The organism is Arthrobacter sp. fls2-241-R2A-172, from assembly GCF_030208885.1.
Taxonomy (GTDB): Bacteria; Actinomycetota; Actinomycetes; order Actinomycetales; family Micrococcaceae; genus Arthrobacter.
Window position 1 is genome coordinate 424,136 of sequence record NZ_JARVTB010000001.1, and the last position, 16,648, is coordinate 440,783.

Consider the following 16,648-nt stretch of genomic DNA (forward strand, 5'->3'; position numbering starts at 1 on the left):
TTCATTCCTGGGGAAGTTTTTCGCCTGCCTCCACGCGGACATCGATCGAATTACCGCGGACGGGCATGGGGCAAGTGCCATAGGGCGAAAAGGCGCTGGGGTAGTTGATGGTGCGGTTGAAATCGATGACAACCGACCCGTCCGGGCGGGGACGCGGAATGAAGACCTTCCGCCACTCATCCGTGGAGTCCCCGTTGGTCTCATCATGGAAGGTCACGTTCAGGGCGCCAAGCTTCTCTTCCTCGGCATGAAGGCGGATCTCGTGGGGGACGCCCGGCACCCGGAAGACCACCTCGCCCACGGAGCGGTGGACACCGTCAACCAACGGGTTGGCAGTGCCGATGGGGACATCCACGGGCTCCGGGTAGGCCTCGAACCTGCCCTCAATAACCCAATCCGGGTTGTAGCTGAAAGTAGGAACACCCCTGAACTCCGTCAGCACCGGCGAACTGTTGTCCCGTGTTCGGATCGCGTACTTGTCCGCACGCATGGCAAGTTCCACCACCACCTGGCGGCCATCCACCCCGCCCCATTGAACCCACATCAGTGATTCTTCATCCTGCAATACCGCGCTGACAGTGCCATCAACAGGATCACCGGTTTCGACGAACGTGAGGCCGTCGGCCGCGCTCGCCGTAAGGAATGCTGTGGTGCCGTCCGTGGACCAAAGACCTGGAACCAGTTCGAGTTCGGACGGCTCTGGCTGGAGCCATTGGAATGACGTCAGCGTCAGCCAGCCATGGTCTGTTGCCAGCGCCGCATTTCGGCCCGAACGAAACCGCTCCCAACGGGCAAGTTGGGCATCGGTGGCGGTGGTGGGCGAGCTCATTGTTCTCCTCGGCTGGATTCGCATCGGTTGCACTTCCATCAACTATGCGCTGAGCGTCGGCATTCCCGGAATGGACCGCCACTGGAACGGCTCGCGCTGGCCCCCAACCCATGCCAGCGCGAGCCGCGAATAAAGGACCACGCAGGCGGGCCGCACCGTGTGCCAGCCCACCGACGTGGTCTCGCCCCGAAGGGCATTGCGAACCGTCAATTAGTTGGTCCGCCGCCCCTTCCATCGGGCACTGGCGAAGGCCAGCAAGGATCCCACGGCCAGCAAGGCTGCGGCGACGAAGACGAACGCTGATCCCTGGGCGCCCGTGCTGGCCAGCTGCTCCGAACCATCACTCGCGGCGGTCTTCGATGGCTGCTCCGTTGGCACTACGAGTACTGGACTGGACGTAGTGACAGCGGGTTCCGAAGTCACCGTGGGCGTTGCGGTTGGCGTGGCTGTGGTCGCCGTGGGTGTGGGCGTGGCGCTCGGTGTTGCCGTTGCGCTTGGGGTTGCGCTCGGCGTGGCCGTCGGCGTAGCGCTCGGTGTCGGCGTTGCGCTGGGGGTGGGTGTTGCCGTTGTCGCGGTGGGAGTAGGCGTCGGTACCTCGGTTCCGTCGCCCGTCCCGCTGGCCTCTGTCCGCCGAAGCTGTGCGACCACCGGGCTTTCCGTGCCGGCAATGGTCACTGTGCCCGTGTTCTCGTAGACAGCCAGGGACGGATCAGTCACCCGGGTCACAACGAAGAGCTCAACGTGCTCGCCCTTGGGAAGTCCGTTCCACGTAACTGTGACTTTCCCGGGGGTGCAGTCGATGGTTGCCGGGTACTGGTCGTCATCGTAGGGTTCCACGATGGAGCCGTTGCTTCCCACCACTTGACCGATGCGGGGCGTGACCCGGGCGCAGTCGATATCCATTCCGGCCACGGGGGTATCGGTGACAACAACATCATTGCTGTCAGCAGCCATGGCAGGCATCGTGAAAACAGACCTGAGTTCAGTTTGGGCTGGATCGACCCAGCTCATGGATTTACCTGCGGCTGTAGGCGCTTGCGGACCACAGTCTTTCTGGCACGGTTCAACGGCTATCGGCACCCGGACGACGCTGGATCCAACAGTGAACGTCAGTTCTTTCGTTTCGCCACCCGTGGGTACCAAGGCATACTGCGTGCTGAACGAACAGGTTCCGCCCACGTTGAGGGGATGGGCCTTTACAAAATCGCTGAGTGTGAAGACCACCAATCCGGCATCATTTGCGACCGCCGTGGCCACGGTGTCCCCGTTTGCGTTATTCAGGTCAAAAGAGGCCTTGCCAAACCAACGGAGCTGGGATGGCAGTTGGACACTGAAGGTATCGCCGGGCTGAGAGTGGTCCGGGACGGACCACTCACAGCTCAGGTCCACCTGGTCCCATTGGCTGGACACAACTGATTTGGTTGTGAGGTTGATGTGCGCGTCCGGCAGGCTTGCGGCGTTGGCTGGCAATGCCGTCAACCCCAGTCCCAGGACAGTCGTGGCGATGGCCAGCAAAGCGGCCACCATCGACACGGTTCTTAGATGGAGCTGGTTATTCATGTGCTGGATGGTCCTTAAATCCGTGGTGAAAATGTTCCGTCAGACAATGAGTGTTGGTGTCAGGTGGTTCGTGACGCCTTCGGTCCGGTGCCCGGCATGCCGTGTTTGTCTGACGGCTTGTAAGGGGTCATTAGTGTGGATGCGGCGGTTGCTGCCAGCGCTGAGGACAGCGGGTACAACTTCATGCGTGCTGGGCTCAGGGCGCCGTCTTCCAGGGCTTCAATCGCCGTTTTGCATTCAGCCAGCCTGGATAAGTTGCCCTCGCTGAGTGGAAAAAGCACATGGACGGCGCAGTCCTGGTACATGGCCACAGCCCCTGTTCCACGGAGCTGCCCTTTGACGGCTTCACCCAGCCTGGCCAGGAGGGTCCAGCAATGTGTCCGGCTTTGGCTGGGTCCGGGCAGCAAAATTCTTGCGACGGCGTTCTGCCGCGAGCTCTCGTCTCCGAATGTTGATACCTCATGCAAACGGCGCTGGAAGTGCGCCTGAGTGGCCAAGCCGGTATAGACATCCGTGCACGAGAGGGCCGGGGCCAGCTCCGCGACCTCGGCCCACCCTTCCGCCAATGACTGAAGCGCGTCGACGTCGAGGGATTGTTCCGCAGCTTCAAAAAGGGCGCGGAAATCGGTCATGGTCTCGCTGATGCCGACACCGTTCATGGCGCGCGCCGCACCCAACGACTTGGCTGCCGGTGCCGGGACGATGGAGCTTGTGGCGAGGCATCTGACAACTGTTCGGACTTCGGGCAGGAACCAGTCTGCGTGGAAGCGCCAACCTGTCCGGTAACTGGTCGTCTGCCATCTACGCAGCAAAAGGTGGCGCGAAAACGCGCATTCTGCGAATGATTTTGTCCGAAACGATGTCATAACCGGATAGTGCGGCGGGACGGTCGTTCATGACGAAGCGATAGCCGATTCTCTTAAGCTAAAGACTTTGGACAAATTGCGTCATGAGTCGGACGGTGCCAGCACTTCTTAAATATGGGCACGATTTATGACATTGTCAGGGGGCAGTAAGTGGCCGCCAAGACAAGCATGGACAGTATTTCGCAGGATGGGATCGATAGCGACGGTCACCTGATCGAATTGGTTCGCAGTGGAGACATGGCTGCGTTTGACGCTTTGTACGAGCGGCATATTTCCATCGCATCGACCGTTGCCAAGCGCAACGTGGACAACCCGAGCGATGTCGAGGATGTCGTGGCGGAGGCCTTCCAATCGGTCCTGCAGAGCTTGGTGGCGGGGAAGGGACCGGATACCTTCTTTCGGGCATATCTCCTTTCCACTGTGACGCGGCTGTCCCACCAGCGGAATCGGAAGAACGGCAAGGTCCTCCCCAGCGGAGACGACGCCGTTCTGGACCAGACGATGGGTGACGCCGACTCCGCCATCAGTGCTTTCGAATCCCACACAGTGTCCAAAGCCTTCCGCGCCCTTCCGGAGCGTTGGCAGGCTGTGCTCTGGTATTTGGACGTGGAACGAATGAAACCGGCAGCTGTCGCGCCAATCCTCGGGCTGTCTCCCAATGCTGTTTCCGCGCTCGCCCTGCGTGCGCGTGAGGGACTGAGGCGGCACTACCTCCAGTTCCATATAGCCGAAGAGCCTGACAGCAGGTGTGCAGAGTTTGCCTCCAAACTCGGCAGTTACGTCCGGGGTGGACTTTCCACCGCGGCCGAAAGGAAGGTCCGGGAGCACTTGCGTGGTTGCGCCAAATGCACCGCTGCCTTGGCAGAACTGAAGGACGTCCAAGGGAGCATGAGGGCCGTTCTCCTGCCCTTGGTGACCGGAGTTCCCCTGGCGATGTGGGCCGGAAAGGGGGCCGGACTGGGAGTTTTGGGTGGCATGCTGCCGGCAAAAGCGGCTCTCGCCGTCCCTACACTTGCCCAGCCGGCTGTGATGGCCGTTATCGCAGCGGCCGGGGTGGGACTCGTCCTGGGCGCGGTGGGCATTGTCGACCACCTGACCCCGGACGCCTACATGGAGCAGCGGGCCGTTGAAACCAGGGGCCTTCCATCGGAAGCGCAACCCCTCGTGACCACCCCCGCGGCATCGGCTCCAAGTTCCCCGGCAGCCGCCATCCCGCCGGCCGTTGTTGCAGCACCGCCGGCGTCGGCTCCCGTTGCACCCGAGCCGGCAGCCTCACCGGAACCTACGCAAGAGCCCACGGAGCCCGTCGTTCCGGTACCCCCACCGGTTGTCACGCCTGCGCCTTCACCCGCGCCGGTTCCTTCCGACGCACCGCCCGTGAAGGTCAAAGGGTCCGCGGACCGCAGCAGGGACCGTGGGCCCAACAGCACAGCGTTGCAGGTCGACTTCGAGGCTTCCGGGTCCGACCCCTTGGGCAGCGGAAAGGCAGTCTTTTCCGTGGGGCAGAATGCCTGGATAGAGGCAGGTACGGTCCGTGCGCCGGAAGGGTGGACGTGCGCCCTGGAGAGCAGGAGCGTCGTTACTTGCTCCACTCAGTCAATACGGCGCGATCGGCTCCAATTTGATCTTCAGGCCGTCTCCAAGCGGGGATGGGCAGACCATGTCCTGACGTACTCGCTCAGTGGGACCGGGATCGCCCCTAACCAGTTTTCCTACAGCTACTGAGGCCGTTTCTTTAGGGGACGTCCGGACGTCGCCGCATGTAAAACCATAATCTGAGACACATTCCGTCAGGGAAGTTTGGTGCGGGTAAGATCCCTAGGAAACACCAGTAATCCGGCTCACAGTATCCAGCGCAGTGTACGGGCCTCAATAGATCCCGAAGGTATGTATCTATGGTTCACACTGCCCATCTAGACACTGATCTCGCCGCTGAACTGCGGGCCGACGTTCGCCGGGTTTCCACCCTGCTGGGCGAGTCCTTGGTCCGGCAACACGGTCCCGAACTGCTCCAGCTCGTGGAGCAGGTGCGCCTGTTGACCAAGGAATCCAAGGAAGCCGCCCGCGGCGGCGCTGATGCCACCGGTCCGTGGAGCGCGCACGACGTCGTTGTCCAGGTCCGTGAACTGCTCGCCTCCCTGCCACTTGAGCAGGCCACCGACCTTGTCCGCGCCTTTGCGTTCTACTTCCACCTCAGCAACGCGGCCGAGCAGGTCCATCGTGTCCGGGGTCTCCGAACCCGGCAGGAGAAGGACGGCTGGCTCGCCAAGGCCGTTTCCGAGATCGCCGGCCAGGCCGGCCCTCAGGTCCTGCAGGACGTAATCAATGAACTCGACGTAAGGCCCATCTTCACGGCCCACCCGACTGAAGCGTCGCGGCGTTCCGTGCTGGACAAGGTCCGTAAGCTCTCGGATGTCCTCGCGGAACCGACCCAGGAGGGGACCTCTGCCCGCCGACGCCAGGACCGCCAACTGGCAGAGATCATCGACCAGATGTGGCAAACGGACGAGCTTCGACAGGTCCGCCCCACCCCGGTGGACGAGGCCCGGAACGCTATCTACTACCTGAACAGCATCCTGACCGATGCCATGCCTGAAATGCTGACGGATCTCTCGGAGCTCCTGGCCGAGCACGGCGTGACACTGCCGACGGGGTCGGCACCCATCCGCTTTGGTTCCTGGATCGGTGGGGACAGGGACGGCAATCCCAATGTGACCGCCGCTGTCACCCGGGAAATCCTGCAGCTCCAGAACCAGAACGCCGTTCGAATCGGCATCGTATTGATCGACGAACTGATCTCGGTCCTCTCGAACTCCACCGCCCTGTTTGGTGCGGACCAGGAGTTGTTGGATTCCATCGACGTGGACTTGAAGAATCTTCCGGGACTTGACAAGCGCATCCTGGAATTGAACGCGCAGGAGCCATACAGGCTCAAGCTCACCTGTATCAAGGCCAAACTCATCAACACCGGACGTCGTATTGCTGCTTCGACGTACCACGAGCCCGGCCGCGACTACGCGACGACGCCTGAACTGCTGGCAGAGTTCGGCCTGCTGGAGAATTCGCTGCGCAACCATTCAGCAGCCTTGGTGGCTGATGGTGCCTTGGCCCGCGTTCGGCGGGCTCTTGCCGCGTTCGGCCTGCACCTTGCCACCTTGGATATCCGCGAACACGCCGACTACCACCATGATGCTGTCGGGCAGCTTGTGGACAGGCTGGGTGCCGCGAAGCCTTACGGAGAGTTGACCCGGGAGGAGCGTTTCGCCTTCCTTGGCGCCGAACTTGCTTCGCGCCGTCCGTTGTCCGGCCACCCCATCAAGCTCGAAGGTACCGCCGATGGAACCTACGATGTCTTCCGGAGCATCCGACAGGCCCTCCACACCTATGGTCCTGATGTGGTGGAGACGTACATCATCTCCATGACCCGTGGCGCCGATGACGTGTTGGCGGCGGCGGTCCTTGCCCGCGAAGCCGGGTTGATCGATCTTTTTGGCAGCAAACCCCATGCCAAGATCGGTTTCGCTCCCCTCCTGGAGACCGTTGAGGAGCTCCGGGCATCTGCCGAGATCGTGGATCAGCTCCTCTCCGATCCCTCCTACCGTGAACTCGTCCGACTCCGTGGCGACATCCAGGAGATCATGCTGGGCTACTCCGATTCCAACAAGGAATCCGGCGTGATGACCAGCCAATGGGAAATCCACAAGACCCAACGCAAACTGCGGGATATTGCGGCGAAGCACGGCGTCCGGGTGCGTCTTTTCCACGGCCGTGGCGGTTCTGTTGGCCGCGGTGGTGGACCGACGTACGACGCCATCATGGCCCAGCCGAATGGCGTGCTCGAAGGCGAAATCAAGTTCACGGAGCAGGGCGAAGTCATTTCGGACAAGTACTCCCTGCCCGAACTTGCCCGGGAAAACCTTGAGTTGTCGCTGGCCGCTGTGATGCAGGGTTCGGCCCTGCACCGGACTCCGCGCACGTCGGAGGACGAACGCGAGCGTTACGGGAACGTCATGGAGACCATTTCCGACGCCGCTTTCGCCCGGTACCGCACGTTGATCGACGACCCCCAACTGCCGGCGTATTTCCTGGCCTCCACCCCGGTGGAGCAGCTGGGATCGTTGAACATCGGATCGCGTCCCTCCAAGCGTCCGGATTCCGGTGCCGGCCTTGGTGGACTTCGTGCCATCCCGTGGGTTTTCGGATGGACCCAGTCGCGCCAGATCGTTCCCGGTTGGTTCGGGGTCGGATCAGGCCTGAAGGCCGCCCGCGAGGCCGGAAACACGGAACAGCTCGTGGAGATGATGGACCGTTGGCACTTCTTCCGCTCGGTGATCTCCAACGTGGAAATGACGCTGGCCAAGACGGACATGGAGATCGCAGGCCACTATGTTTCATCGCTGGTCCCCGCCGAATTGCACCGGTTGTTCCACATGATCCGTGATGAGTACGAGCTCACGGTGGCTGAAATTGAAAGGCTCACAGGTGAGACCGAGCTGCTGGATGCCCAGCCTACGCTGAAGCGGTCACTGGAAATCCGTGATCAGTACCTGGATCCCATCAGCTACCTCCAGGTGGAACTCCTGCGCCGTGTGCGTGAAGAGTCCGTGTCCGGCGCCGAGATTGACGAGCGGCTCCAGCGGGCCATGCTCATTACCGTCAATGGTGTGGCTGCCGGACTCCGCAACACCGGCTAGCAGACCCTCATCCACATCCCTACCGATTCAACGGATCCCTCCTGCACCCGCTGCCGGAGGGATTCGTTCAAGGGGGTGGGATGTGGGAGAGCGTTAGGGTTATGGGATGCCTTCGTTCCAGACCAAGCTGAAGATTACAGGCCTCAAACCGGGAAACGCGCCCGAGTCCGTCATGGCTGCGGCAGTCGAGGCCCTGGAAACCCGCCACCACGTGGAATCCAACCAGCTGGACATTGTGGGCGGAGTGCCCCAACTCAGCCTCCGCTTTACCGTTGGCGACCGCGATTACGCAGGCGAGAACGACGAAGCCCGGACGTCGGCTGCCATGATGCGTGACGCCGTCGAACGCGTTGCCCTGACCGGAAGCCTGTACGTATTGCGTCGCAGCCGCGGGCGCTGGTCGCCCATCTAACAGGCAAGCGCTACTCGGGTTGGGGCGTCTCACCGTCGAACGGATCGCCGTCGAATGGTTCCTCGACGGGGGAGCGGTTGCCGCGGCGACGCGTGACGATCAGCCCCACCACCACTCCGATGACCAACCCAACACCGACCCCGATCAACGAGCTGGCCCAGAACGGCAGCTTGGTGGTGGAACCGGTGAAGTAGCCCAGGCCCACCTGCCAGACGGCCCAGAGCATGGCGCCCAAGGCGGCACAGAGGCTGAACCCGCGGACGGAAACGTTGGCGATGCCCGATGCGGCGGAAGTCGCGAGCCGACCGCCCGGGACGAATCGCCCGCCGATGATTGCCCCGTATGTGGACGAGCGGCCCGCTTTGGCGATCGCTGCGTGAATTCCGCGGTGGACGTGGCGGCCCCATGACCAACGGTCGAGAACGTGGCTGATGCGCCGCTTGAACAGCAAATACACCGCCATGTCGCCCAGCCACGACGCGAAGGCGGCCAGAAGCAGGATCAGCCAAACGTTGGTGTGGCCGTCGGCCGCGAGCGCCCCGCCGGTGATGACCACCATTTCGGACGGGATCGGTGGAAAAATGGCGTCGCCCACCACGATCGGAACGATCCACAGGTAGATCGCGGATCCCCACGTCTCAGGGGCGGTGATGTCCATGGCCACAAGGTACCGCACTTGCTGCCGCTGCCGCTCTGGGCGAAACTGGCGCCATGCGAATCGACATCCTGCATGGCGACATCACGACGCGTCCCGTGGACGTTATTGTCAACGCCGCCAACTCGTCCCTGTTTGGTGGAGGGGGAGTGGACGGTGCCATCCACAGGGCTGCCGGGCCGGAACTTCTTGAGGCGTGCCGGAGGCTTAGGCGTTCGGAATTGCCCGATGGTTTGCCAGTGGGCGCGGCTGTCGCAACTGCGGGTTTCCGCCTTCCGGCCCGTTGGGTGGTCCACACTGTGGGGCCTAACCGGCATGCCGGGCAGACGGATCCGGCGCTGCTCGCATCGTGCTTTAGCGAAAGCCTGAAGGTGGCGACGGGACTGGGTGCCCGGTCGGTTGCCTTCCCTGCGATCAGCGCCGGAATTTATGGTTGGGATGCCCGTCAGGTCGCCGAGGTTGCGTTCGACGCCGTCAGGTCCTTCTGGTCGTCGCTGTCAGCGGGTGCCGCGTCAGGCAGCCCGCTGGAGTTGGTGGAGTTCGTGCTGTTCTCCGAAGAGACGACGGCGGTCTTCCGGGCGGCATTTGAAGCCTCGCCGGATTCCGTGGCCTGACGTTTGCGTCGCTGCACCATGAAGTACAGAACCGTCACGAGGGCCAGGGACGGCAGGCCAAAGACCAGGGTCATGTTGAATGCTTCAGTTCCCAAGGTGCTGACGGCTATGGCGAACATGAGGATCGCCCCCAGGATGGTTCCCGCCGGGTAGAAGCGTGTCTTGTAGGAGAGTGTTGTGCCCGTGCGTTTCATGCTCCTGCGGAAGAACCAGTGGGTCACGAAGATCATGAACCAGGTGAACATTGCGCCGAACATGGAGATCGCCATCATGAACGTGAAGGCAGTCTCGGGGAACATCGCGTAGACCACGGTGGCGATCGCAATACCAGTGGTTGAGAGGATCAGGGCATTCACTGGGGCACCGTTACCGCGCAGCCTGCCGAAGATGGCGGGTGCGTCGCCGCTGCGGGAGAGGCTGAAGATCATCCGGGTGGAGATGTAGAGCTGGCTGTTCATGGCTGAGAGTGCAGCGATGATCACCACAAACGTGAGCAAGCTGTCAGCGAAAGGGACGCCAAGGTTCTGCATCACGGTCACGAAGGGGCTGCCGCCCGACAGGATCTGGCTGACCGGCGCGATGGCCAGGATCAGTGCCAGGGTGACGATGTAGAACAGGAGGAGCCGGACGATAGTGGTGCGGAATGCCTTCTTCACTGCTGTGGCGGGATCCTTGGCTTCCCCGGCGGCGATGGCGATCATTTCGATGCTGAGGTAGCTGAAGATGGAGACGATCACAGCGAACCAGGTACCGGACAAACCGTTGGGGAAGAATCCGCCGTCGGCCGAGTAGTTCTGGAAGCCGGTGCCGTCGGTTCGGGCTCCGAAGACAATGTATGCGCCGAGCACAATGAAGGCGATGATTGCAAAGACCTTGATGCTGGAGAACCAGTATTCCAAGGCGCCGAACACCTTCACGTTCATGGTGTTCACGCCGATGAGTACGGCCGAGAAGAAGACCACCCACAGCAGGGACGGGACGTCCGGGAACCAGAGCTTCATGTATTCACCCACCGCAGTGACCTCGGTCCCCACAGCCAGCACGATGCAGGACCAGTACATGTACTTGACCAGGAACCCGGCCAGTGGACTGACGTAATGCTCGGCGAAGGCACCGAACGAACCGGACGTGGGGTGTGCCACCGTCATCTCGGAGAGGCTGCCCATCAGGAGCAGGGCGATCAGCCCGCCGATGGCGTAGCTGATGATCACGCTGGGACCTGCCAAACCTATGGCGAATTTGCTTCCCAGGAACAACCCGGTGCCGATTGCGCCGCCCAAGGCGATCATGGTCATTTGCCGTGAGGTGAGCTGCTTTTTGAGCCCGCCTTCACGTTCTTGGATCTTGTCGAAACTGCCCATCACGACCTCCTTGTCGATTCTGCAAATCGATTCAAGATAGAATCCAGTCCAATGTCCTGCCAAGGATTCTGAAGAATCACAAAAAGAACAGGGGCTATTTCGTGTCGGATTCAACCGTGAACCGAACGGCGGGCGCCGTTCCGAATCCCGTTCGGCTGGACGACACAGACCGTCTGATCCTTCGGGAACTCATGGCCGACGCCAGGATTCCCAACAACGTGCTCGCGTCCAAGGCGGGGATTGCGCCCTCAACGTGTCTTGGCAGGGTCCGGGCGCTCAAGGATGCCGGAGTCATCCGGGGTTTCCATGCATCCGTGGATCTTGAGGCGTTGGGCTTGCTGGTCTATGCGCTGATCTCCATCAGGGTGAACCCGCAGGCCCGCAACAAGATGCTGGCCATCGCGCAGCGGCTCAAGTCGCTGCCGAATGTCCAGAGTGTGTTCCTTCTGGCCGGCGACCAGGATTTTTTGGTGCATGTGGCCTGCGGGACGCCGACGGAGCTGCGGGACTTCATTGCTGTCCACCTCGCATCGGATCCGGCCATCGCCAACACGCAAACCAACCTGGTGTTCGACCATCTGACGCCGGGGGAGCAGTGACCCGTTCAGGCGTGGGCTTCGCTGAGCTCCAACCGGCTTCGGTATTCCACGGGCTTCTTGCTGATGGGGTCCACGAAAGTGATGCCGCGGGCCAGTAGTTGAAGTGGCTTCGCGTAGTCGTCCGGGGCTTTGTCCAGCAGGTCCGGGTAGAAGGCGTCGTTGACGATTCCGAGTCCGAGCGAGGCCATGTGCACGCGCAGTTGGTGGGTCTTCCCGGTGTGGGGTTCCAGCCGGTACAGCGCGCGCTGGTGGGTGCCGGCGTCGAACGTCCTTGTTTTTTCGATTCGCGTTTCGGCGTTTGGTTCGCCGTCGATGACTTCGGCGAGGAGGTAGCTGCGGGACTTGGTCATGCGGTTGCGGACTACTGCGGGGAACTCGACGGCGGGAAAGCCGGGGGCGGGTGTCGCGGCGGACACGCACTCGTATTCCTTCTGGACCTGGCGCTTCTCGAAGAGGACCTGGTATTTTCCCCGTGTCTCCGGGTTGGTGGAGAGCAGCAGGAGCCCGGCGGTCATGCGGTCCAGGCGGTGCATGGGGATGAGGTCCGGGAGGTCCAGCTGGTTGCGGAGGCGGACCAGTGCCGATTCCTGGATGTAGGTACCGCCCGGGGTGGTGGGCAGGAAGTGCGGTTTGTCGACCACGAGGATGTGTTCGTCCTGGTGGAGGATGGTGATTTCCACTGGGATCCGGGTCTCCGGGGGGAGCGTGCGGTAGTACCAGATGAACGTGTGGTCCTCGAGCCTGGTGCTGCGATCGAGGGGGACGCCGCCTTCGCCCACGATTTCGCCGGCGTCGAATCGGTCCTCGATGCCTTGGGGGTCGATGTGTCCCCAGCGATGCATCATGTAGTCCATCGCAGTCTCCCAGGGCCCGTCGTCCGGGAGGCGGAGGCGGGTTGCGTTGACGCCGTCGCGCACGGGGAGGGGGGATTGCATCACTGGACAATTCTACCGGGATCGCGTTGTGGGGCCTGTTCTGCGGGGTAATTCCTGCCGGAAGTGCGCAGAGTGGGCCTCACAACACCGAACATAAAAAAGTTCTTGACAATAAAAGTTGTCGGTAAGCATACTTGAAGCATGTTGGACATCGAAGTGATCGAAGACCCGGCCGCGGCGGAAGCGTCACTGGACCCAATCCGTACGCGCATCCTCCAGGAGCTCGCCGAGCCGGCGTCGGCCACGCAGCTTGCCGGCAGGGTTGGATTACCGAGGCAGAAGATCAACTACCACCTCAAAGCCCTCGAGCGGCACGGGTTGGTGGAGTTGGTGGAGGAGCGCCGCAAAGGCAATGTCACCGAGCGCGTGTTGTGCGCCACCGCCGCCTCCTACGTCATTTCGCCGGCGGCACTGGCCTCCGTGGCGCCGGATCCACGGCGTTTCGCTGACAGGTTCTCGGCCTTCTGGCTGCTCTCGCTTGCCGCGCGCACCGTTCAGGAAATGGGAAAGCTCATCTCCGGCGCTGCCGTGGCCAGGAAGAAGCTGGCCAGCTTCGCCATCGACGGCGAGATTACTTTCCGCTCGGCCGCCGATCGCGCGGCATTCGCGGAGGAGCTCGGCGTGGCGGTGACGCGGCTCGTCGATAAATACCACGACGGCGGTTCTGCCACCCCGGCGGGTGGCGGACGCAAGCACCGGCTCGTCGTTGTCCTCCATCCAGCACTCAAGACCCCTTCAACGGAACAAGCAGCCTCCGGGCACACAGCAGAAAAGGACCAAGGCAATGACTGAGAACCGGGAATTCGAAATCGTGGCGGACACCGAGCTGCCCGGCACACCTGAACGCGTGTGGAACGCCGTTACTGCAGACACCGCTGCCTGGATGTTCCCCACCGATCAGTGGCCCGCCGTGAAAACGGTGGAGGAATACCCCACGCATCTCGTGTCGCGGATGGACGGCCCGGACGGCTGGTTCAACCAGTTGGAGCACGTCCTCGAACCCCTCGAGGGTGGGCGCGCCAAGCTGCACTACGTCCACAGTGGCATTTTTGCGGACAACTGGGATGAGCAGTACGACGGCGCCAGCAAGCACACCGAGTTCTACCTGCACACCCTGGGCCAGTACCTCCAGCACTTCGACGGGCGGCCGGTGGTGTTCACGGACATCCAGGGCCCCGCGACATCGCAGGCTCCCGACGGCTTTGTGCAGCTGAAGAAGGCGCTCGGGGTGGAAAGTGCTGCCGCCGGTTCGCGCTTTGATGTTGAGGTCGACGGCGTTGGCCGGTTGAGCGGCGAGGTGGACTTCGCCAACCAGAACTTCCTGGGCCTGCGGACCGCGGATGCCATGTATCGCTTCTTCGGCCGGAACGCCTTTGGTGCTCCCGTCGGCATGACCGTGCACGACTTCAGCGGTTCCGGGGATTCCGAACTGACGGCCAAGGCATGGGGCGGCTTCCTGGAAAAGGTATACGCCTAAGGATTGGCTAGGGGGCCCAGGCGCGGGCTACGGACGCGAGGGCGGCTTCGTAAATTCCGGGCCAGTCGGTGGCGGGGTCGTTCATCTGGGCCAGCTCCAGGCTGACCAGCCCATGGACCTGTCCCCAGATCCCCATCGCTACCACTATGGGGTCTTCCGCACGGAGCCTCCCTGCGGCCTGCGCCTCGGCGACCGCCTCTACCAGGGGCAGCATCGAATCCGAGGCGACATCCGGCGTCGGCTTGCACTCCACATAGGCGGCCAGCGCGCCACCGAACATGAGCCGGTAAAGGGCCGGGTGCTCAAGGGCCCAAACGCGGTAGGCCCTGCCGAGCGCCAAAAGACCGCCGTGGGCGGCTTCGCGTTGGGACTCCCCGAAGGTGCGGAAACCGTCGTCGACGGCGGCCGTCAGCAGTTGGGCTTTTCCGCCGAAGAGCGAGTAGATCGCGGTGGTTGACGTGTCTGCTGCGGCGGCGACGTCCCGGAGGGTCACGCGGGCCGGGCCTTCGCGGTCCACGAGTTCTGCGGTGACCGCCAATAGTCGTTGCCGGACCTGGAGATCATGAACGATAGGTCTTGCCATGCCCTTAAGTGTTTCATAACATTGTTTCATAACGACGTTATTAAACGATGTTGTGAGAACAGGAATCTGACAGTGGGTTCCCCAAGCGAAGGAATTCACATGGCACAGGAAATCTTCCCCGGCCGATTCACCGCTGACGTAGGGCGCGATACAGTCACGGTGTTCCTGATCGGGATGCGCGCCAACACGTGGTGGAAGGTGGGCCGTGTTGCCAGGGTGGCGTCAGCCATGACCGCCATGCTGCAGCACCTGGCCGCGAATCCCGAGGCGGGCTTGCTCAGCACGGAACAGTGGCTCGGGAGGACCACCATGCTGCTCAGCTATTGGGAAAGCCCCGAGCACCTGCGGCGTTTTGCTGCCGACCGGGAGTCTCCGCACCTTGCTCCGTGGCGGAAGTTCATGAAGGAAATGTCCGGCAGCGGCGACGTGGGGGTGTGGCATGAGACCTACCAGGTTCCGGCGTCAGGCATTGAAGTGGTCTACAACGGCATGCCACGGTTCGGCCTGGCCAAAGCTACCTCGCACATCCCTGTAGGCCCCGGCAGCAACACAGCCAAGCAGCGCATGGGCGCGGGGGCTGCCCAAGCGGGGGCCGCCCGACCAGAAGGCTAGGCCACTGCCGCCGCCGCTGATCGCTCAGACTTGAGGGACCGGCGGAGGTGGGGCGAGGAGTCCAGTTTGTCCTGGGCTCCGCGCAGGGCCAGGACGGCGACCTCCAACTGCTCGGGCGGCAACGTGTACGGCACGCGAAGGAAGTGTTCAAAGGCTCCGCCCACCCCGAACCTGGGACCCGCTGCCAAGCGAACCCCAAAGTCCGGCGCGAGGATCGTCAGCGCCGTGCTGCAGGGGCTGGGGAGGCGGCACCAAGCGGTGAGTCCGCCCCGCGGCCGCTCCACTTCCCAGGCCGGCAGGTGTTCAGCCAGCAACCCGAGGAGTGATTCCCGGTTGTGCCGCAGTTCCTCCAACCTGGCATCCAGGGGCTCGGCGAAGGACCGCACCAGCCGGGCCGCCGCCAATTGCTCCACAACAGGACCGCCCAGATCCATGACGGTCCTCGTTGCCACGAAACGGGAAATCAGGCCCTCGTCGGCGCGGATCCACCCGGTCCTGAGGCCCGCCCAATGGGACTTGCTCAGCGACCCAATGGACACCACGGCGGGACCGAAAGCGGACATCGGTGCGGTGCGGACGCCGTCGAGGTTTAATCCCCGGAGCGTTTCGTCCACCACCAGGACTGTCCCCGACGCCGCTGCAGCCCGCACCAGGCGCCGACGCTGCAGATGGGACATGATGCGGCCCGTCGGATTGTGGAAATCCGGGACGAGGTATGCCATCGCGGGCCGTTGCTGGTTCATGGTGGACACCATGGCATCGATGTCCCAGGCGGGTGAGGTCCCCGAGGGCAATGCGACGGGAAGCGGTTTGCAGCCGGCGGCCCGGATAGCGTCCAGGGCGTTGGGGTAGGTGGGGTGTTCCACCAACACCCGGTCCTGCCTGCTGGCCAGTGTGCGCAGCACGATGTTGAGGGCGTGCTGGGCGCCGGACGTGACGAGGATCTGGCCCGGCGTGGTGGGCACTCCGTCGGCGGTGTACTTGTCGGCAATGGCTTCGCGGAGTGCCGGGACCCCCACGGCGTCGTACCCAAAGCCGGGCAGGAGGGCGGGCAGTTCGGTCAAGGCGTCCGCGAACGCCCGATGCACCACTTCCCCGGCAGCCGGCAGGGACGCGTAGGCGAGGTCCAGGAGGCCATCCGGCACGGCGAGGCCGGGCGCACTCGCGGGTACGGTCCGGTGGGGGATGCACGTCCGGGCCCGGCTGCCCTGGCCCGAGGTGAGGAAGCCCTGTTCGCGGAGGTTGGAGTACGCGGCCGTGACGGTGGTCCGGCTCAGGTCAAGGGTCTGGGCCAGGGCCCGCTCGCTGGGCAGCGCGACGTCCAGCGGTATGCGCCCGTCCATCACCAGCAAGCGCACGACGTCGGCCAGCTCGCGGTAGGCGGGCAGGGAACCGGAGTTCCAGGAGCCGAGGAGCCGAACGAGTGCGGTGGGGTTCAAAGAGCCGGACAT

General features: G+C 63.0%; 16 protein-coding genes and 1 pseudogene. 8 read left to right on the forward strand and 9 right to left on the reverse strand.

Annotation, left to right across the window (positions count from 1 at the left end; all coding sequences use genetic code 11):
- Position 1 precedes the first annotated feature (1 nt).
- The 4 genes from QRM57_RS02070 to QRM57_RS02085 are packed head-to-tail and all read right to left on the reverse strand — an operon-like array spanning position 2 to position 3,255.
- On the reverse strand, positions 2 to 829 hold the full coding sequence (locus QRM57_RS02070) for a DUF1684 domain-containing protein (protein WP_284985375.1): 828 nt from the start codon (positions 827 to 829) through the stop codon (positions 2 to 4).
- A 42-nt stretch (positions 830 to 871) separates the two neighbouring features.
- A complete protein-coding gene (locus QRM57_RS02075; RefSeq protein WP_284985376.1) occupies positions 872 to 1,039 on the reverse strand; it encodes a hypothetical protein in 168 nt (55 codons plus the stop codon).
- Positions 1,040 to 2,389 carry an Ig-like domain-containing protein gene (locus tag QRM57_RS02080; RefSeq protein WP_284985377.1) on the reverse strand — a complete coding sequence of 450 codons (1,350 nt, stop codon included), beginning with the start codon at positions 2,387 to 2,389 and terminating at the stop codon, positions 1,040 to 1,042.
- Between the two features lie 59 nt (positions 2,390 to 2,448).
- Positions 2,449 to 3,255, reverse strand: coding sequence for a hypothetical protein (locus QRM57_RS02085; RefSeq protein WP_284985378.1), 807 nt, complete (start codon positions 3,253 to 3,255; stop codon positions 2,449 to 2,451).
- Positions 3,256 to 3,405: 150 nt separating this feature from the next.
- On the opposite strand from QRM57_RS02085, the gene QRM57_RS02090 reads away from it, so the two are divergent.
- The 3 genes from QRM57_RS02090 (at position 3,406) to QRM57_RS02100 (ending at position 8,361) form a co-directional block, all read left to right on the forward strand.
- A complete protein-coding gene (locus tag QRM57_RS02090) occupies positions 3,406 to 4,980 on the forward strand; it encodes a sigma-70 family RNA polymerase sigma factor (protein WP_284985379.1) in 1,575 nt (524 codons plus the stop codon).
- A 170-nt stretch (positions 4,981 to 5,150) separates the two neighbouring features.
- Positions 5,151 to 7,949, forward strand: a complete 2,799-nt coding sequence (ppc, locus tag QRM57_RS02095; RefSeq protein ID WP_284985380.1) for a phosphoenolpyruvate carboxylase — start codon at positions 5,151 to 5,153, stop codon at positions 7,947 to 7,949.
- Positions 7,950 to 8,055: 106 nt separating this feature from the next.
- The gene (locus QRM57_RS02100; RefSeq protein ID WP_211714153.1) at positions 8,056 to 8,361 is read left to right on the forward strand and encodes a hypothetical protein; all 306 of its coding nucleotides are present in this window, start codon (positions 8,056 to 8,058) and stop codon (positions 8,359 to 8,361) included.
- Positions 8,362 to 8,371: 10 nt separating this feature from the next.
- On the opposite strand, the gene QRM57_RS02105 is transcribed toward QRM57_RS02100, so the two are convergent.
- Entirely contained in the window at positions 8,372 to 9,019 is a 648-nt protein-coding gene (locus QRM57_RS02105) for a DedA family protein (protein ID WP_284985382.1), read from the reverse strand.
- Between the two features lie 53 nt (positions 9,020 to 9,072).
- Between QRM57_RS02105 and QRM57_RS02110 the strand changes: the two genes are divergently transcribed.
- The gene (locus QRM57_RS02110; RefSeq protein WP_284985384.1) at positions 9,073 to 9,630 is read left to right on the forward strand and encodes an O-acetyl-ADP-ribose deacetylase; all 558 of its coding nucleotides are present in this window, start codon (positions 9,073 to 9,075) and stop codon (positions 9,628 to 9,630) included.
- A gap of 98 nt (positions 9,631 to 9,728) precedes the next feature.
- Here the strand turns inward: QRM57_RS02110 and QRM57_RS02115 are convergent.
- Positions 9,729 to 10,991, reverse strand: a pseudogene (locus QRM57_RS02115) (amino acid permease); the annotation flags it as partial.
- A gap of 101 nt (positions 10,992 to 11,092) precedes the next feature.
- On the opposite strand from QRM57_RS02115, the gene QRM57_RS02120 reads away from it, so the two are divergent.
- A complete protein-coding gene (locus QRM57_RS02120) occupies positions 11,093 to 11,590 on the forward strand; it encodes an Lrp/AsnC family transcriptional regulator (RefSeq protein ID WP_284985385.1) in 498 nt (165 codons plus the stop codon).
- Positions 11,591 to 11,595: 5 nt separating this feature from the next.
- Here QRM57_RS02120 and QRM57_RS02125 read toward each other — a convergent pair whose 3' ends face one another.
- The gene (locus QRM57_RS02125; RefSeq protein ID WP_257370532.1) at positions 11,596 to 12,525 is read right to left on the reverse strand and encodes an RluA family pseudouridine synthase; all 930 of its coding nucleotides are present in this window, start codon (positions 12,523 to 12,525) and stop codon (positions 11,596 to 11,598) included.
- A gap of 141 nt (positions 12,526 to 12,666) precedes the next feature.
- Between QRM57_RS02125 and QRM57_RS02130 the strand changes: the two genes are divergently transcribed.
- Together QRM57_RS02130 and QRM57_RS02135 are read left to right on the forward strand one after the other, a co-directional pair.
- Entirely contained in the window at positions 12,667 to 13,317 is a 651-nt protein-coding gene (locus tag QRM57_RS02130; protein ID WP_235519929.1) for an ArsR/SmtB family transcription factor, read from the forward strand.
- A complete protein-coding gene (locus QRM57_RS02135) occupies positions 13,310 to 14,002 on the forward strand; it encodes an SRPBCC family protein (RefSeq protein WP_257370433.1) in 693 nt (230 codons plus the stop codon). The genes QRM57_RS02130 and QRM57_RS02135 overlap by 8 nt, the downstream gene beginning before the upstream one ends.
- Positions 14,003 to 14,009: 7 nt before the next feature.
- On the opposite strand, the gene QRM57_RS02140 is transcribed toward QRM57_RS02135, so the two are convergent.
- Positions 14,010 to 14,585, reverse strand: coding sequence for a TetR-like C-terminal domain-containing protein (locus QRM57_RS02140; protein ID WP_284985386.1), 576 nt, complete (start codon positions 14,583 to 14,585; stop codon positions 14,010 to 14,012).
- Positions 14,586 to 14,684: 99 nt separating this feature from the next.
- On the opposite strand from QRM57_RS02140, the gene QRM57_RS02145 reads away from it, so the two are divergent.
- Positions 14,685 to 15,197 (forward strand): DUF4188 domain-containing protein, encoded by a 513-nt coding sequence (locus tag QRM57_RS02145; protein ID WP_284985388.1) that lies wholly within the window; start codon positions 14,685 to 14,687, stop codon positions 15,195 to 15,197.
- Here QRM57_RS02145 and yczR read toward each other — a convergent pair.
- Complete coding sequence (yczR, locus tag QRM57_RS02150) at positions 15,194 to 16,648, reverse strand: MocR-like transcription factor YczR (RefSeq protein ID WP_284985389.1); 1,455 nt, start codon at positions 16,646 to 16,648, stop codon at positions 15,194 to 15,196. The genes QRM57_RS02145 and yczR overlap by 4 nt on opposite strands.